This is a genomic window from uncultured Empedobacter sp. (assembly GCF_937930195.1).
GTDB lineage: Bacteria > Bacteroidota > Bacteroidia > Flavobacteriales > Weeksellaceae > Empedobacter > Empedobacter stercoris.
This window is the reverse complement of sequence record NZ_CALGVK010000127.1, coordinates 1-18064: the sequence shown is the minus strand read 5'-3', so window position 1 is coordinate 18064 and position 18064 is coordinate 1. Positions and strand designations below refer to the sequence as shown.

Genomic DNA, 18064 nt, shown 5'->3' with positions numbered 1-18064 from the left:
AGCTTAATTTGTTTAGTTTTTGGAATTATTACTTATATATTACGTAATAAATTAAAAGTGAGACTAAAAGTTGTAAATGAATTGATAAATGAGACAGAAGTCGAAATTAAATATTTAGAAACTTGTTAACTTCTTGAAACAATATTACCCCCTAATTAACCCCCAATAAAAAAATAATCCCGATAAACAGTATGTTTATCGGGATTTTCAGTGGTCCCACTTGGGCTCGAACCAAGGACTTGCTGATTATGAGTCAGCTACTCTAACCAGCTGAGTTATAGGACCTGAATTTAAGCCATTATAACAACTACTTTCGCAAATAGTCTACTGCTTAATTCGAGTGCAATATTAAAGCATATTTTTTAAATAACAAAATTATTTTACATCTTCGCAAAGCTCTACCAGTACACCATTGGTTGTTTTAGGGTGCAAAAATACAATTCGTTTATTATCTGCACCTAACTTCGGTTGATCATTAATAAAAGTAAATCCCTGATTTTTAAGACGCTCGATTTCAACTTCGATATTATCTACTCCAAAAGCAATGTGATGAATACCTTCTCTATTTTTTTCTAAATATTTTTCAATTGCACTGTCTTTTTTTTCAGAACCTACCAATTCAATCTTCGATTCTCCTACTTCGAAGAAAGATGTACGTACGCCTTCCGACTCCACTGCTTCTTCTTTATAAGGTGCTTTTCCTAATAATTTCTCGAATAAATCATTCGATAATCCCAAATCTTTTACGGCAATCCCTATATGTTCTATTTTCATGTGTGTTGTTTTGTGTAAAGATAAACTTTTCTGAAAATTTTTATTTAAAATTTAAAGAGATTGTTGTAATATTGAACTATGAGTTTTTATGAAGATGGGAGTCAATATCTCCGCAAAGGTCAGTATAGAAAGGCGATTGATTATTTTACATTATCGATTAAACGCCAAATAGAAGTGGCAAATTCATATTTCGGACGTGGATTGAGCCAGTATTATATGAAACAAAATACAGATGCAATCAAGGATTTTGATAAAGCAATTGAATTAGATGATAAAAATCCTAACTTCTATTTTTATAGAGGTATGGCAAATTTTAATCAATATAATCCTACAAAAGCAGCTGAAAACTTTGATAAAGTCATCGAAATTGATCCAAATAGTTTTGTCGCTTATCATCAAAAGGGTTATGTATTGATGAATTTAAACAAATATGACGATGCAATTGCTTGTTTTAATAAAGCTTTAGAAATTAATCCAGAATACGAATCTTGTTACCATAATCGTGCATTTTGTTTTGATCAATTAAAACAATTTGATCAAGCCATTGAAGATTATTCAAAAGTGATTGAAATGAAACCACATTTCTTATCGTTTTACAACAGAGGAAATACTTATTTTGTATTAAATGATTTAGACAATGCATTGAACGATTTTAATCAATCAATCGAATTAAATCCAAATCATTTCTTATCGTTTTACAACAAAGGTGCAATTTTAGAGAAATTAGAAAAGCAAGATGAAGCTGTTGAACAATACAAAAAAGCCTTACAGTTGAACCCAGAATTTTATTTAGCTGCAGAACGATTAGCACAATTAGAAAATCAAAATAACTAAGCAACCGTTTCAAAAAGAAACGGTTTTTTTGATCGAATTCATTTCTTGACCTAAATCAATGTGTAACTTTTTATTATATCCTTTCTTTGCAAGGTAAATAAATCGGGTATGCAAGTGCAAATAGCTGTTTTTGGAAAAAATAAGGAGATTGTTGATACATTAGAACGCGTAATTAACAACAATGAAAAATGGAAAGCATTTTGCACCTGCACGCAAGAGGAATTGAAATGGTTTGTCGCTGTAAACAAGGTCCAAATTGTTTTATATAGTAGTGCAATTGGTGCTTCGGAGTTAGAAGGTGTAGAAGAATGGATAAACACCTATTTTCCTACCATAAAACAAATACATCATTACGGTGGTGGAAGTGGTTTGTTAAAATGCGAAATTGATGGAGTTTTGGCTGGAATAAATCCAATCTCTAAACTTGAAGTGAATTTAATTGGTTAGTTTTTGTTATACAAAAAAGGCTTTTCAAAATTGTTGAAAAGCCTTTTTTATGTTATATCTCTTTTACAATCCAATAATCTCGAGAAAGCCCTACATCATTACGATTGATTGCTACTTCATCGCAGAAATCTAAAAATAATTCGTCTAACGTTTTGTCAATTTTTGGAGTTGAACCAATTATTTTGGTTAATACCGGATTTGTTTCATGTTCCAACAATTTTCCAGAAAAATTTAAAATCGAATTGTCTTTAAAACCAATAAAAGTACTTGGTGCAAAAAACATTACCTCTTCCGCATCGATTACTAAAAATGTTTTTGATTTTTTGATCAATTGAATTGCTTTGGCTTTTTCCTGTTCAGTTCCCATTTCCAAACTTTCTAAAAACAATTCAACATTGTCAAAAATTTCTTCTTTATTTTGAACAAACTCCATCATATATATTTTGGCAAAAATAGAGATTTTTCAATCTTCTTTCAGTAAAATTTCAACTTCTAAATATTCATGATAATTATTGACAAAATCTTGTTCAAAATTGATATCATCCAAACGCATTTGTACACCTTTCTTATCGACATCAATATAATCTAAAACCGTTTGTACAGTATACATTTCGAAATGTTGAAACGTTGGATATAATGTAATTTGTTTCAAGGTCAATGCCATTATAAAACAATTGATTCCATTAAAGTTAACACCAATATCAGCGAAATTTTTGTAAAAAGAAATCAAATTTGTTTTAAGCTGAAGATTATAATTAAAACTTCTTAATTTGAAATTTTTCAATACCAAACGATTCGTCGTTTTTAGAACAATTTCTTCTGTAATTTGAAGATTTTTACTCAATAATTCTAAGACTTTTTTGTCTTCAATTAATTGATAAAGAATATTTAAATATCGTTTAGCTGATTCAAAATCAAATAATTCCAAACTTACCAAAATCGATAAAAATAGAAAACGTTTGTTCGAGGGATATACAATTTCAATCTCTTTTAAATACTTTTGCGCTTCTTCAAATTTTAATTTATGAATGTAATATTCAGCAATATAAAAATTAGCAGCATACAGGTAATAATCTTCTTTCTTTGCTTCTAAAAGGTATAAAATTGATTCTTCGTTGAAGTTCAAGTTTCGTTGAACAACGCCCTTTAAAAAAAGTGCTTTTTTGTCTTTTGGAAATTCGTGCAACAGCTGATTCAATAAATCTTGTGCCTTAATCAATTGCTGTATAGGATTGTGAATAAACGAAAAACTTTTCCAAATTGGATATTGATTTTCATCCATCTCGTCATCAAGAATCAAGAAAAAAATATCGTTAAAAAGTTTATTGTAGTCCACGGTATAAGTTTTTTAGTAGTGCTAAAATTAAGCTATTTTTAGATAAAATGCATGAAAAAATAAAATCAGCTATTTCTAAAACTGTTGTCGTTTTATCTTCCCGCTTTCCGTTCTCGGAAAAGTTTCTATAAATATAATTTCTTTTGGAACTTGGTATTTCGTCAAATCGACCAAAGAAAAATCTAAACTTCTCTCCTCGCCTTCCACTATTAAAATTAATTTTTGTCCTAACAATTCATCCGTTTTTGATGTCACATAAAAGGCTGAATGAATAAAAGGTTTCAGTTTATCTTCTATTTGTTCAGGAAATAATTTTATTCCGCCCGAATTAATCACATTATCTGCACGCCCAATCCAATTAAATTGACGTTTATTGATGATTTCAACAATATCATTTGTCACCACTCGCAAACCATCATACGGTGTATCAATCACCAAACAACCTCGATTATCTTGTGAAATTTTCACCTCATCAAAGGCTTCAAATAAATTAGAAACATTTTGATATTTTTTGTTCTGAACTTGTTTAAAAGCAATATGTGTAATCGTTTCTGTCATTGCATAGGTTTCGTAGACTTCGTTATCAAAAGCCGCCAAATCTAATTTAACTTTCTCTGAAAGCGCTGCTCCCCCAATGATTAATTTCTTACATTTTGAAACAAACGACAACGATTTTTCGACTTGCATAGGCGTTAATGCTACAAAATCAATCGAATCCAACTCTTTTTGAATTCCTTTTGAAATATCTTCCATCAAAATATTCGAAGTAGGTTGCATACAAATCAACTTTAACCCAATTTCTACTGCACGAACCAACATTAATTTACCCGCAATATAAGTTACAGGCATCACCAACAAGGCTGAATCCCCTTTTTTCAAATTCAAGTATTTCCCTGTCATATTCGCGCTTTTACGCATATTTTCTTTAGTTAGAATAATCTCTTTTGGCGTTCCTGTTGAGCCAGAAGTATGCGCAACCATGACTGTAGAATCAGAAAACCAATCATCTAAAAATGATTTGACTGTTTCCTCAAATTCATTGGTTGGTTGAATAGAATTGACATTAAAATTAGGGGTAGAAAAATCTAAATACAACATCTTATTTATGATAACTTACACCTGCATTAATCTCCACATCTAACACATTATTTGCCGGTGGAATTGGACAATTGTAATGCTTACTATAAGCGCAATATGGATTATACGCTTGATTGAAATCAATTGTTACTTCGTTTGAATTACCGCCAAAATCTTTTGTATTTAAATCTAAATATCTTCCTCCTCCGTAAGAAGTAACGCCATTTGTTTCGTCCATAAAAGGCAAAAACAAACTTTCTTCGTATTTCTCCATAATCGGATAAGATTGATAAATCGTTAACGTTTGCTCCATATCGTCAATCGTAAACGTAATTGTTCCGTATTCTTTGTAATTTTTGATTTTCTTCGCCGAAGTTGGAAATGGAATAACTTTTCCATCCTTAATTGGAGTAAAATTCGCTTTTACACGGTACTTTTCATTAATCGGAAAAAAAGTAATTCCTTTAAAATTTGTTTTCTCCTCATCTACCAAAGGTGTTGTTTTAGGATTTGTATAAAATGACGCTAATTCAGTTTGATATTTTTGAATTGCGTTTGTATCAGTCATTTTATTTGCTGTTTGACAACTCATCAACACAACAACTGAGATTATTGCTACTAATAATTTATTGATCATAATTTGTTTCTAAATAAATATTCTCCTTTTAATTCTAATCGACTTGGAAAGTTATTGGTAAACAAACCGCCTGTTCCCAATCCTTGAGGCATCTCTGGATATAAAATTGCTGTCCATTGTGCAATAGCATTTAGTCCGATATTACTTTCCAAAGCAGAAGTAATCCAAAATGGAATTTCGTAGGTATCGGCCGCATTTATCCATTCCAAAGCCCCTCTTATTCCTCCTACTAAACTTGGTTTTAGAATAATATATTGGGGTTTAATTTTTTCTAACAATTTAAATTTATCCTCTTGTTGAACAATTCCTATTAACTCTTCGTCCAATGCAATTGGCGTTGGTGTGGTAGCGCATAATTCGGTCATTTGTTCAATATTCCCTGCTTTTATGGGTTGCTCGATCGAATGAATTTTTAAGTCAGCTAATTGTTGTAACACAACCTTAGCTTCGTCAAACGTAAATCCTCCATTTGCATCAACACGTAATTCTAATTGTTCTGCAGAAAATTCTGAACGCAATTGTTGTAAAATTTCATGCTCATTTTTCCAATCAACACCAATTTTCAGTTTAATACATTTATAACCAATCGCTAATTTTTCTTTGATTTGTTCACGCATAAAATCAATTGAACCCATCCAAATCAAACCATTTGTCTGAATACCTTGATCTCCTGAAGAAAATGCTGACTCGTACAAATTTGGATTCAATTTATCTGTATAAGCATCATTGTATCGATTAGTAGAAAGACTTTGAAAAGCCTGTTCTATTCCAAATTGTATTGAAGGCCAATCTCGTAATTGATTCCATAATTCCTCAATTCCTAAATCGATATGATCGCAAACCCATTGCAATTTTTCTTCATAATCTGGTCGATCATCAAAACTCAATCCTTTAAACAATCCACATTCACCAACATATTCTTTCCCATCTTCTTCTATCGTAAAAAGATACGTTAATTTCTCTGTCAAAATCCCTCGTGAAGTCCCGCTCGGATTTTTGAATTTCAATATATAAGGTTCAAAACTTGCTTTCATACCTCAAATTTAAACAATGCTTTTAGAAAAATATTGATTTAAATTAATTTTTCAATAAATCCAAACTCAATCGTTCACAATTTATCAATTAAACTATTTTTTTTGAATCTCATTTTTATTTTATTACTTTATTTCTCAAAGTGATTTCAATAAATAGTTAGTTATGAAAACAAAAATGCACCATAAACAATCTTTAATTTTTGGAATAATTAGTCTAATAATAACAATTCCACTAATTGCTATGCAATTTACAAATGAAGTCAACTGGAGTTTATTTGATTTTATTATTGCATTTATTTTACTGTCGGTTATTGGATTAACGATAAACTACATTCTACAACTGACTAACCGTTTACAAAATAAAATCTTTTTCTGCATATTGGTTTTACTCATTGGTTTATTAATATGGACTGAATTAGCTGTCGGAGTTTTCGGTAGTCCAATAGCAGGAAATTAGAATGATTTTTTTATTGAATACTTTTCCATTTATGTCAACCTAAAAAAGATCTGAAATACGTCTAAATTTTAAAATAGAATACTAAAAAGTATTTTATTGAAAAATTGTCATAACTTTAATTCACAAAAACAGTTAATTATGAAAAGAAGTGAACACATTGTCGTTTTATCAAAGGATCATCATTTTGGATTGCTTTGTAGTTGGAAAATTGAACAAGGTTTCTTTAAAAATATTGCATTAGAACGAATTGCATCTTATGTTGAATATTTTTGGAACAATCATCTTTCTGAGCACTTTAAACATGAAGAAACGATTATTTTTCCCTATTCAAACGAAACATACAACCAACAAATTAAAACCGAACATCAAGAATTAAAGGTTTTAGCACAAAAGATTGCTCAACATCCAGAGAAATCAATAGTAGAAAAATTTGCTCATTTATTAAAAAATCATATTCGGTTCGAGGAACGTGAATGGTTTCCTTACTTACAAGAAAATCTTGATGAAAGTGATTTGAAACAAATAGGTAAAAGATTAGAAAACTCGCACACAAAACCATTTGATAATTTTGAAGACGAATTTTGGAAATAATTAGAATTAATAAAACACCTTTTACTCTTTTATTAAAGAAATGATGTATATTTGTAGTGTAAAAGAATTGTAAATGTTATCAAAAACTTGTGAATACGCCGTTAGAGCAGTAATTTATATCGCACAGCAAACCAAAGACGGAAATCGAGTTGGAATAAAAGATGTAGCGAAAGGAATTGATTCTCCTGAATATTTTATTGCAAAAATTTTGCAAGAAATGGTTCGAAAAAATCTTTTACAGTCTACAAAAGGACCAAATGGTGGTTTTCATCTCGATGAAAAAGATATGAAAAATTCGTTGGCTGTAATTGTTAGACATTTTGATGGAGATAAAATTTTTAGTGGTTGTGCACTTGGACTAAAACGATGTTCAGAAAAAAATCCTTGTCCTTTGCATCAGCAATTCAAAGAAATACGAAATACTTTAAAGCATTTATTAGAAACAACTACTATCAACCAATTGGTTGAGAAATTAGATTCGCAAGAAGTATTTCTAAAATTAAATTTAGAATAAAATTTACCTTAATAAAAGATAAAAAGGTCTTTTTATTTGAATTGAAAATAAAAAACTTACTCAAATGAAAAATGATACAATTGATAAAATGTCTGGACATTGGCTTCTTGCTAAAATAGGAAAAAAAGTACTAAGACCTGGAGGAAAAAAGTTGACAAATGAAATGGTTGAATTGTTAGATATCAATACAAATGATGCGATTGTAGAATTTGCTCCTGGGCTTGGTTATACCACTTCTATTGTACTTGACAAACAGCCAACATCATACATTGGAATTGATTTAGACGAAAAAATTATCGAGAATTTAAATCAAAAATTTGATAATCAAAAAGCTGTTTTTCAATTAGGAAATGCTGCTGACACAAGACTTGATGACTGTTCTCAAACTAAAGTTTTTGGAGAAGCTATGCTAACGATGCATGCCAATCATCGTAAAAGTGAAATCATAAAAGAAGCTCATCGTATTCTAAAAAAAGATGGATACTATGCAATTCATGAATTAGCATTAAAACAGAATAATATTTCAGATGAAATCAAAAAGAACATTCAAAAAGAGCTTGCAATTACGATGAATGTTAATGCAAGACCATTAACAGTTGAAGAATGGAAAATTCTTGTAAAAGAAGAAGGTTTCGAAATTATTGAAATTAAAACAGCTGAAATGCGCCTGCTTGAACCTTCAAGATTAATTGATGATGAAGGATTTTCAGGATTTTTAACTATCATAAAAAATATTGCAACTCAAACAGAAGTGAGAGAAAGAGTAATAAAAATGAAGAAAGTTTTCAAAAAATACGAAGAACACTTGTGTGCTTTTGTCATGATTGCAAAGAAAAAATAATAATGCTAAAAGGCTCAAAAAAAATTTAATTTAATAAAAGATAAAAAAGTATTCTATTATGGACATAAAAACAGATTTAATCGGAGAAATGGTCTCAGAAGATTTTAGAACTGCGGCGATTTTCAAAAAACATGGCATTGATTTTTGTTGCCGTGGTGGAAGAACCATCGAAGAAGCCTGTGAAAATAAAACTACAGATGTAAACAAAGTGTATAATGATTTGGAAAATTTACCTTCTCAAACCGAAGCTTCAATCGATTTTAAATCGTGGCCATTGGATTTGCTAAGTGAATATGTTGAAAAAATACATCATGCTTATGTGGAAGAAAAAATACCTGTTTTACTCGCTTTCTTAGACAAATTATGCAAAGTTCATGGTGAAAGACATCCAGAACTTTATGAAATAAACGCTTTATTTAATCAAACAGCTCAAGATTTGAGTGCTCATTTAAAAAAAGAAGAATTAATTCTTTTTCCATTTATCAAAAAAATGACTCATGCAAAGAAAAGAGGAATAGAATTAGAAGTTCCTCATTTTGGTACAGTTGAAAATCCAGTTCACATGATGGAACATGAACATACCGCAGAAGGTGATCGTTTTGCAAAGATTGCAGAACTTACCAATCATTACACTCCACCAGCAGATGCGTGTAACACTTATCGCGTGACCTATGCAATGTTAGAAGAATTCGAGAATGATTTGCATACTCATATTCACATCGAAAACAACATTCTATTTCCAAAATCTATTCAATTAGAAAAAGAACTTAAATAAGTTTATTCACTCCCAATAATCCTCTTATTGGGAGTTTTTGATTCTTTAATTCATTATTATTTAAGATATTTTCACTTATAGTTTTGTAACTTTTTGATGATTGATGCGTCTTATTTGTAAACAACCCTATAAATGAAAAAATATTTTCTTCCAATTATTTGTATTGCATCTGTTCATACTTTTGCTCAACAAGAAATAAAAGGAACTTTTCAATATACCAATCAAGCTCCAATAGCGTTAGCAGATGTAATCATTTTTCAAGGCGAAAAAATTATAGATGAAATTTCTACTGACGAAAATGGGCACTTTACGGTTATTTTAGAAGAAGGAACTTATACGTATAGAATTGAAGAAGCTGGAATTTTACTTCATTCATCCTCTCTCACGATTACGAATCATACGGATTTAGGAATTATTTTAGTTCCTAAAACAGAGAATGTATCGTTAGCAGAGGCTGTCGTAACTGGCCAAAAAAAATTAATTGAAAAGAAAGTTGATCGAATCATTTTTAATCCAGAATTAGCCGAAGGCGCAAAAGGAGGAAATGCCTTAGATGCGTTAAAACTTGCACCACGTATAAAAGTTGAAGAAGCTACAGATGCAATTTCTATCATTGGAAAAGGTTCTGTAAGTGTGATGATTAATGATCGTTTGATGCAAATGAGTAGTGAACAATTAGCCAATTATCTAAAAACTATCCGAACAGAAGATATCGATAAAATAGAAGTTATCACCAATCCACCTTCAAAATACGATGCAACTGGAAATAGTGGAATCATTAATATCGTATTGAAAAATGCAAAACAAGAAAGTTTCAATGGCTCTATTTCAAGTTCTTATAGTCAGCAAAAATATCCAGGTTTTAACTTAAATGGGAATATCAATTACCGAAAAGGAAAATGGACCTTAACCTCGAGTGTTTATAGTGGTGTTGGAAATTGGTACAATGAAAGTGAAAATTCGACTATTTATCCTGATCAGAAATGGTTGACAAACGGAAAAAATAAAAATAAGAACCAGTATTATGGTGGAAGAATTGGTATTGACTACCAACTAAACGATTTATTCATTACAGGATTTAACTTTGACTATTCTGATGGAGATGGGATGAACAAAGGGAATTCCATCACTTCTATTTTTGATTTAACAAATAATACCTTAAACCGATATATGACAACCAACAGAGATGGTACGACTTGGGATTGGGGGTATCTTGGATTGAATTATCATATCATCAAAAAATTTAAACAAGAAGGAAAAAAGTTAACATTTGACTTCGATTATTCGAACAATATAAACGATAACAACAGCAAAAATATAAGCAACGAATTTGATTCAGATTGGAATCCAATTGATAATAAATACGACAACAACTATAGTTTATCAGAAAGTTCATCGGATCGATTTAATGTAAGTCTTGATATGGAGCATCCTGTTAATTCGTGGAAAATGAATTATGGAACACGTTTGCGTTGGGCTAAAGATAAAGCAGATAATCACCGTTACTCAAAATCAAATCCAACTGAAGATTTCCAAGAAGATGTTAATTTCTCGAATAACTATCAATATAACGAAAATGTGTATGCACTTTATTATTCAGTCGAACGAGAATTAAATGAAAAATGGACAGCTAAAGTTGGTTTACGTTACGAACATGCACAATCAAAAAGTATAATGGATGATCCGCAATATAATTACAAAAAAGAGTATGACGGTTTATACCCTACTGCCTATTTGATGTATCAATCTTCTGAAAATCATTCGTTTACCCTAAACTATTCGCGCCGTGTAGATCGACCATTTATTTGGTATTTAAATCCGAGAACAACCAAACAAAACGAATACAGTTACTATGAAGGAAATCCAAATCTAACACCTTCTAATTCTAATAATTTCGAATTAGAACATGCCTATAAAGATTTATTTGTATCGAGTATCTATTACAGAAATGCAACTGATCTTTTTGAACAAGTCGTTATCTATGATCCTGAAACGAAAATTTCGCTTTCTAAACCATTTAACATCGGAAAAACATATAGTATTGGATTTAGTGAAAACATCAATGTAAAACCATACAAATGGTGGAAAATAAATGCTTCGGCAGATGTTTTTTATCGCAAAACCACAAGTAAAATTCCTGAAATGAACTATACATTAGATGGTATGAATGGTGAATTTAGAATTACAAATAATTTAGATTTAAACAAAAAGAAAACCCTTTTTGCAAATTACTCGTATTCGTATTACACAAAAAGCACAGATGGCTTGGATAAATTTGGAGATTTCACGCGACATAATATTGGGTTAAGAGCAATGGTTTTTCAAAAGAAATTGCAAATCTCTGCCAATATTTCTAACCTTTTCGAAAACAAAAATGGTTCATACACAAGCATTTCTAATAATGTTATAAATACTGGTGTAAGCCAATCTTACAGATCGTACCGAATTGGAATAAGTTATAATTTTGGAAAACAATTCAAAATAGAACGATCAAAATCTAACCAAGAGCAAAGCGGAGGCGGAGGAAATGGTTAACATATAAAAACTTTTTCATCAAAACTAAAAATACAAAAACCCTAAAACTTATCATTTTAGGGTTTTGTTATTTTAAAAAAAATTAGTCCATTATATGGAATAATTTCGATGTCCAAAAATCGAACTTCCAATGCGAACCATTGTACTACCTTCCTCTATTGCAATTTGGTAATCACCTGACATTCCCATGGATAAAATGGTTATATTTTCAAAATTATTTTTCAAGAAATCAAAGTTAGATTTTAAGGTCTTGAATTCATTTCTGATCTGATTTTTATCTTCGGTAAATGTTGCCATTCCCATCAAACCTACTACTCTAACATGAGGCAAATGCTGAATTTCTTCTTGCATAATTTGTCGAGTCTCCTCCACATCTAATCCAAATTTAGTCTCTTCATCTGCAATAAATTGTTGCAATAAAACATCGATAATACGATTGTTTTTCTCTGCTTGTTTATTAATTTCTTTCAACAATTTTAGACTATCAACTCCGTGAATCAAATGCACAAAAGGCGCCATATACTTCACTTTATTGGTTTGTACATGTCCAATCATATGCCAACGAATATCCTTAGGAAGAACTTCGTACTTGTCGCACATTTCTTGAATTTTATTTTCACCAAAATCTCTAATTCCAGCTTCATAAGCTTCTTGCAAATCTTCAACAGGTTTTGTTTTAGAAACTGCAACAAGTGTTACATGATTAGGAATTGTCGTTTCAATTGTTTTTAAATTATCTTGAATACTCATTTTATATTATTCTTTCAAATCAAATACTGCAAAACCACTCAACGGTTTTGGTTCGATGTACGTACTTTTTGGAGGCATTTTAAGTCCTAAATCCGAAATCAATTGTAGATCTTTTACATCGACAGGGTAAAAAGCAAATGCAGCGATATAATCGTGATGATCTACTTTATTTTTTAAAGCTTCTATTCCATCTTTGTCACGCGTTCCACATTCGTAATGAACACGTTTATCTTTCTTTGTATCTTCAATTTTTAAAATTGGTTTCAATACAGTTTCTTCAAAAATATACGTATCCAATTCACTCAAACCTTCTGTCATCAATATACTATTTTTGACATAAAGACTATAATATTGACCATCTAAATACATTACCAAATGATGTTTTTTGGTCGGAACAATTAATTCATCATTCTTTGGAATAATCTCATAATATTCTTCTAAACGTTGAATAAATTCTTCGGAAGATAATCCATTCAAATCTTTAATTAAACGATTATAATCATTAATAATCAATTCTTCATTCGAAACCAAAAGCGCTAATGTATAATTAAACGCTTCGTCGCCATAAACCTCTTCTTTAGAAGTTTCTGTTGCATATCTTGTATAACGCTCGGAACTTTCCATACGATGATGACCATCAGCGATGTATAATTCATCTAACTTTTCGATAGAATCTTTCATTTGTTTTAAATTCAATCGATTATCAACTCTCCACAACAAATGTTGCGAACCATTTGGTTCATCAATTTTCAGAATTGGTTTGCGTTTCATTTCTGTATCGATCAACAAATCTACTCGTTGAGCAGGTTTGTAGGTCAACAAAACAGGTTCTGCATGAAAATGAGATTCTTTCAGATATTCTGCAAATAATTCCACGCGACGTTCTAACGTTTCTTCGTGTCTTTTGATTTTATTGTTTCTGTAATCATCTATATTTACAAGTCCTAAAAGACCTTTTGTCTCGCGACCATTTGCCTGAATCACTTGATAAATGTAATAAGATGATTTATCTTGAATCAGTATTTTTTTCTCGATAAATTCTTCTAAGTTCTGACGAACTTTTCTGAATTTTTCTTTCGGATCTTGAATAGAATCGTCCCAAGTTGGTAGAATAATATGCAAAAAAGAGTTTTCTCTTGTATTGATATAAAAATCCACTTCTTCTTTCGAATATTGATTCACCGCAAGGGTAACAAATTCTTGAGAAGTTTCCTCGGTTGGACGAATTCCTTTGAATGGTTTAAATTGTGGCATTTATGTTAACTTTAAATAGAATAAAAAAACAAAATTATTTTCCGTAAATCTCTACGATTTGCGCTGCTAATTCAGTTCCAATTCGATCTTGAGCTTCATTTGTAGACCCTGCAATATGTGGCGATAACGATAATGCTTCGTTCATCAATAATCCCATTTCAGGTGTTGGTTCTTTCTCGAAAACATCTAATGCAGCACCAGCTACTTTACCATTTTCAATGGCATCAACCAACGCACGCTCATCAACAACTCCACCACGTGCAGTATTAATCACAATTACACCATCCTTCATTTTAGCAAATTCTTTTTCTCCTAAAATGTATCCATCTTGAGCAGGTACATGCAACGAGATAAAATCTGCTTTTGTAATGACTTCATCAAAATCGACAGAAGTAATGGAGAAATTCACTTTTTGACCATCAAAAAACTCTAATTCGATATCGCGAGTTGCAGGGAATTTATCATACACTAATATATTCATTCCTAAACCGATTGCTTCACGAATTACTTCTACTCCAATACGTCCAAAACCAATTACACCCATTGTTTTCCCTCTCAATTCGATTGCTTTTGCGTACGCTTTTTTCAATCCATTGAAATTAGAATCACCCTCTAAAGGCATGTTACGGTTTGCATTGTGTAAATTACGAACAATAGAAAATAAATGCGCAATTACAAACTCTGCTACAGATTGCGAAGAAGATGCGGGTGTATTAATTACTTGAATTCCTTTGTTGCGTGCATATTCAACATCGATATTATCCATACCAACACCTCCACGACCAATAATTTTAAGGTTTGTTGCATCGATTAATGGTTGACGAACTTTTGTTGCAGAGCGTACCAAAAGTACTTCGATGTTATTTTGATTGATATAATTTTCTAATTGTTCTTGTGCTACATGAGCTGTTATGACTTCGAAACCTTTTGCTTCTAAAGCTTCTTGTCCTGCTTTAGAAATTCCGTCGTTTGCTAATATTTTCATTTTATTATTATAGAATTAAGATGTGAGATTTTAGATGTTAGATAAAATATTTCTCAATACTAATATCGAGCATCTAATGTCTAATGATTAACCAAATTTTTGTTCAAATTGTTTCATCACTTCTACCAAAACTTGAACTGATTCTAATGGTAAAGCGTTATACATTGATGCACGGTATCCACCTACATCACGGTGACCAGCAAGTGAAACAATTCCAGCTTCTTTTAATAAAGCATCAAAATCAGCTTTTAAATCTTCATTATTCAAAACAAAAGTTGCATTCATTTGCGAACGATCTTCTGTAGCAGCAGTTCCTGTAAACAATCCATTACGATCAATTTCTGTGTACATGGCGTCTGCTTTTTTAGTATTTACTTTTGCAATAGCCTCTACTCCACCTTGTTCTTTTAACCATTGTAAGTTTAACATAACTCCATAAATCGCAATTACAGGCCAAGTATTGAACGATGATTCTTTTTTGATATGCGTTTCGTAATTTAAATAATCAGGAATATTACGTCCTGTTTTACCTAATAAATCTTTCTGAACAATTGCAACTGCAGAACCTGCAGGTCCCATATTTTTTTGAGCTCCAGCGTAAATCACACCAAATTTTGAAACATCTACATGTTTTGACAAAATATCAGATGACATATCACAAACCATAGGAACCGGAGAATTTGGAAACTCCTTTATTTGTGTTCCAAAAATCGTGTTGTTTGATGTACAGTGAAAATAATCCACATCTGTTGGAATAGAATATGCTTTTGGAATATAGTTGTAATTTTTATCTTTAGAAGATGCAATAACTTCTATTTCACCGAAACGTTTTGCTTCTTTAATAGCGTTCTCAGCCCATTTCCCAGTTTGCGTATAAGCAGCTTTCCCTCCTTCTTTCAATAGATTATAAGCAACTGTAGGAAATTGCAAAGAAGCTCCTCCTTGCATAAATAAAACATCATGCGATTCTGGAACATTCATTAATTCTTTTACCAAAGCTCTTGCTGTATCGATTACTTCAACTGCATCTTTACGACGATGAGAAATTTCTAAGATAGATGTTCCTGAATGATTGAAATCTAAACAAGCTTGCGCCATTTTGTCGAAAACAACTTGTGGTAAAATGCATGGTCCTGCACTAAAATTGTGAATTTTCATAATTAAAATTGTTGTGTGTTTGTGTGTATTAAATTGTAACAAATATAGTAAATCAAAAATTCTTATAAGCGATTCTAAAGCTAACTTTTGAACAGACTTACAAACAAAAAACCCCAAACTGTAAAAGTTTAGGGTTATATAATTTCTGAATGAATTCTTTTTTAGTATTGAACGAAATCAACATTCAATTCTTCAGCCTTTCTTTTGTAGTAACCATCTGCTAATTTATCTTTAATTTCTGCGAAAGAATTTAAAGTATATTCGATGTGCTCATCTTCGTGAGCAGCAGTTGGGATAATACGGAAGATAATCATTCCTTTTGGAATAACTGGATACACAACTACAGAAACAAAAATTCCGTACTCTTCGCGCATTTCTTTTGCTAAAACAGTTGCTTCGATAGGAGAACCATTCAATACGATTGGTGTAACACAAGTGTTAGACCCTCCGATATCAAATCCTCTTTCTTGTAAACCTTTTTGAATTTTTTCAACGTTATGCCATAACTTATCTTTAAGCTCTGGGTGATTACGTAATAACTCAAGACGTTTTAAACCTCCGATTACCATTGGCATAGTCAATGATTTTGCGAAAATTTGAGAACGTAAGTTGTATTTTAAAATACGAATAATATCTTTATTACCAGCAATAAAAGCTCCGAAACCAGCCATCGATTTTGCGAAAGTAGAGAAATAGATGTCAATTGCATCTTGACAACCTTGCTCTTCTCCAGCTCCAGCTCCAGTTTTACCTAAAGTTCCAAAACCGTGTGCATCGTCTACTAATAAACGGAATTTATATTCATCTTTGAAAGCAGCAATTTCTTTCAAGATTCCTTGTTTACCTGTCATTCCGAAAACACCTTCTGTAATCACTAAAACACCTCCGCCTTGTTTGTCAGCTAATTTACGTGCACGAATAATTGTTTTTTCGAAACTTTCGATGTTATTGTGTTGGAAAATAAAACGTTTTCCGAAATGTAAACGAACACCATCAACAATACAAGCATGACATTCAGCATCATAAACGATTACATCATTTTTAGAAACTAAAGCATCAATTGTAGATACCATTCCTTGGTATCCAAAGTTCATTAAATAAGCAGATTCTTTTTGAACGAAATCAGCTAATTCTTGCTCTAATTGTGCGTGATAATCTGTTTGTCCAGACATTGCACGAGCTCCCATAGGGTAAGCCATACCATATTCTGCAGCAGCGTCAGCATCAGCTTTACGAACTTCAGGGTGATTAGCTAAGCCTAAGTAGTTATTGATTGACCAAGTAATTACTTTTTTTCCTTGGAATTCCATTACTGGTCCAATTTCTCCTTTTAATTGAGGAAAAACATAATAACCTTCACCGTAATCAGCGAATTGACCTAATGGTCCAGGATTTTGTTTTAAACGTTCAAAAATGTCCATTTTATTATAGTTTAATTTTTTGATTAATTGAAAAAAAAGTAGAAAGTGAACAAACACAACCTACTTTACTATTTAATTTTTACAAATATACGTATTATTTAATTCGTTCTACAGTTGCACGAGCTTCTAAACCATTAAGCCTGCTGTTTGTAAAACCTTCTTCAGCCATCCATTCGTCGCTAAAGACTTTTGTCATGTAACGAGATCCGTGGTCTGGGTAAAGAATTACAACCAAAGAATTCTCATCGAATTCTCCTGCTTCAGCCAGTTGTTTAAACGCTTGTGTTGCAGCACCTGAAGTATAACCTGCCATAATTCCTTCTTTCAAAGCAATTTCTCTTGTACGATAAGCAGCTTCTTCGTCAGTAACTTTTATAAATTTATCAACCATTTCAAAATCTAAAGCTCCTGGTACTAAATTTTTTCCCATTCCTTCGATTCTGTACGGATAGATATCATTTTGATCAATTTTACCCGTTTCGTGATATCCTTTTAAGATTGATCCATAAGCATCAACTCCTATGACTTTTACATCAGGATTTTGCTCTTTTATGTAACGTGCACTACCTGTCAAAGTTCCTCCTGTTCCTGTACATCCAATAAGGTGAGTAATTTTACCTTCCGTTTGATTCCAGATTTCAGGA

At 31.5% G+C, this 18064-nt stretch carries 20 protein-coding genes and 1 tRNA gene; 8 read left to right on the top strand and 13 right to left on the bottom strand.

What is annotated here, in order from left to right; all coding sequences use genetic code 11:
* Window positions 1–211: 211 nt before the first annotated feature.
* Window positions 212–285: transfer RNA gene (locus Q0616_RS07615), tRNA-Ile, on the bottom strand.
* Between the two features lie 90 nt (window positions 286–375).
* On the bottom strand, window positions 376–774 hold the full coding sequence (gene mce, locus Q0616_RS07610) for a methylmalonyl-CoA epimerase (protein ID WP_225542119.1): 399 nt from the start codon (window positions 772–774) through the stop codon (window positions 376–378).
* 78 nt (window positions 775–852) lie between these two features.
* On the opposite strand from mce, the gene Q0616_RS07605 reads away from it, so the two are divergent.
* Together Q0616_RS07605 and Q0616_RS07600 are read left to right on the top strand one after the other, a co-directional pair.
* Window positions 853–1608 carry a tetratricopeptide repeat protein gene (locus tag Q0616_RS07605; RefSeq protein ID WP_171622922.1) on the top strand — a complete coding sequence of 252 codons (756 nt, stop codon included), beginning with the start codon at window positions 853–855 and terminating at the stop codon, window positions 1606–1608.
* 108 nt (window positions 1609–1716) lie between these two features.
* On the top strand, window positions 1717–2055 hold the full coding sequence (locus Q0616_RS07600; protein ID WP_260544070.1) for a hypothetical protein: 339 nt from the start codon (window positions 1717–1719) through the stop codon (window positions 2053–2055).
* Window positions 2056–2107: 52 nt separating this feature from the next.
* Here the strand turns inward: Q0616_RS07600 and Q0616_RS07595 are convergent, their stop codons facing one another.
* From Q0616_RS07595 to Q0616_RS07575, 5 genes are all read right to left on the bottom strand, one after another.
* Window positions 2108–2488 (bottom strand): hypothetical protein, encoded by a 381-nt coding sequence (locus tag Q0616_RS07595; protein WP_286483789.1) that lies wholly within the window; start codon window positions 2486–2488, stop codon window positions 2108–2110.
* A gap of 30 nt (window positions 2489–2518) precedes the next feature.
* Window positions 2519–3391, bottom strand: coding sequence for a hypothetical protein (locus Q0616_RS07590; protein ID WP_260544075.1), 873 nt, complete (start codon window positions 3389–3391; stop codon window positions 2519–2521).
* 75 nt (window positions 3392–3466) lie between these two features.
* Window positions 3467–4489: an AMP-binding protein gene (locus tag Q0616_RS07585; RefSeq protein WP_298776217.1), complete on the bottom strand. Its 1023-nt coding sequence runs from the start codon at window positions 4487–4489 to the stop codon at window positions 3467–3469.
* Window position 4490: 1 nt separating this feature from the next.
* Complete coding sequence (locus Q0616_RS07580) at window positions 4491–5105, bottom strand: DUF1684 domain-containing protein (protein WP_225539080.1); 615 nt, start codon at window positions 5103–5105, stop codon at window positions 4491–4493.
* Entirely contained in the window at window positions 5102–6139 is a 1038-nt protein-coding gene (locus Q0616_RS07575; protein ID WP_260544086.1) for an o-succinylbenzoate synthase, read from the bottom strand. The genes Q0616_RS07580 and Q0616_RS07575 overlap by 4 nt, the downstream gene beginning before the upstream one ends.
* Window positions 6140–6380: 241 nt before the next feature.
* Between Q0616_RS07575 and Q0616_RS07570 the strand changes: the two genes are divergently transcribed.
* From Q0616_RS07570 to Q0616_RS07545, 6 genes are all read left to right on the top strand, one after another.
* On the top strand, window positions 6381–6596 hold the full coding sequence (locus tag Q0616_RS07570; protein WP_298776216.1) for a hypothetical protein: 216 nt from the start codon (window positions 6381–6383) through the stop codon (window positions 6594–6596).
* Between the two features lie 138 nt (window positions 6597–6734).
* Entirely contained in the window at window positions 6735–7187 is a 453-nt protein-coding gene (locus tag Q0616_RS07565) for a hemerythrin domain-containing protein (protein ID WP_038337008.1), read from the top strand.
* A gap of 73 nt (window positions 7188–7260) precedes the next feature.
* Entirely contained in the window at window positions 7261–7701 is a 441-nt protein-coding gene (locus Q0616_RS07560; RefSeq protein ID WP_225539077.1) for an Rrf2 family transcriptional regulator, read from the top strand.
* Window positions 7702–7765: 64 nt separating this feature from the next.
* A complete protein-coding gene (locus Q0616_RS07555; protein WP_298776209.1) occupies window positions 7766–8542 on the top strand; it encodes a methyltransferase domain-containing protein in 777 nt (258 codons plus the stop codon).
* A 58-nt stretch (window positions 8543–8600) separates the two neighbouring features.
* Window positions 8601–9317: an iron-sulfur cluster repair di-iron protein gene (gene ric, locus Q0616_RS07550; RefSeq protein WP_188319713.1), complete on the top strand. Its 717-nt coding sequence runs from the start codon at window positions 8601–8603 to the stop codon at window positions 9315–9317.
* 132 nt (window positions 9318–9449) lie between these two features.
* The gene (locus tag Q0616_RS07545; RefSeq protein ID WP_298776207.1) at window positions 9450–11852 is read left to right on the top strand and encodes an outer membrane beta-barrel family protein; all 2403 of its coding nucleotides are present in this window, start codon (window positions 9450–9452) and stop codon (window positions 11850–11852) included.
* Window positions 11853–11942: 90 nt separating this feature from the next.
* Here the strand turns inward: Q0616_RS07545 and Q0616_RS07540 are convergent, their stop codons facing one another.
* The 6 genes from Q0616_RS07540 to Q0616_RS07515 form a co-directional block, all read right to left on the bottom strand.
* Window positions 11943–12602: a YggS family pyridoxal phosphate-dependent enzyme gene (locus tag Q0616_RS07540; protein ID WP_188319711.1), complete on the bottom strand. Its 660-nt coding sequence runs from the start codon at window positions 12600–12602 to the stop codon at window positions 11943–11945.
* 6 nt (window positions 12603–12608) lie between these two features.
* Entirely contained in the window at window positions 12609–13856 is a 1248-nt protein-coding gene (locus tag Q0616_RS07535) for a DUF1015 domain-containing protein (protein ID WP_284584037.1), read from the bottom strand.
* 34 nt (window positions 13857–13890) lie between these two features.
* Window positions 13891–14841 (bottom strand): D-2-hydroxyacid dehydrogenase, encoded by a 951-nt coding sequence (locus tag Q0616_RS07530; RefSeq protein ID WP_188319710.1) that lies wholly within the window; start codon window positions 14839–14841, stop codon window positions 13891–13893.
* Between the two features lie 87 nt (window positions 14842–14928).
* Window positions 14929–15999 carry a 3-phosphoserine/phosphohydroxythreonine transaminase gene (serC, locus tag Q0616_RS07525; protein WP_171622907.1) on the bottom strand — a complete coding sequence of 357 codons (1071 nt, stop codon included), beginning with the start codon at window positions 15997–15999 and terminating at the stop codon, window positions 14929–14931.
* Between the two features lie 161 nt (window positions 16000–16160).
* Complete coding sequence (locus Q0616_RS07520) at window positions 16161–17420, bottom strand: aminotransferase class I/II-fold pyridoxal phosphate-dependent enzyme (protein ID WP_171622906.1); 1260 nt, start codon at window positions 17418–17420, stop codon at window positions 16161–16163.
* Between the two features lie 94 nt (window positions 17421–17514).
* Window positions 17515–18064: pyridoxal-phosphate dependent enzyme (locus Q0616_RS07515; RefSeq protein WP_298776199.1), on the bottom strand; the 550-nt coding region annotated here is incomplete at its 5' end.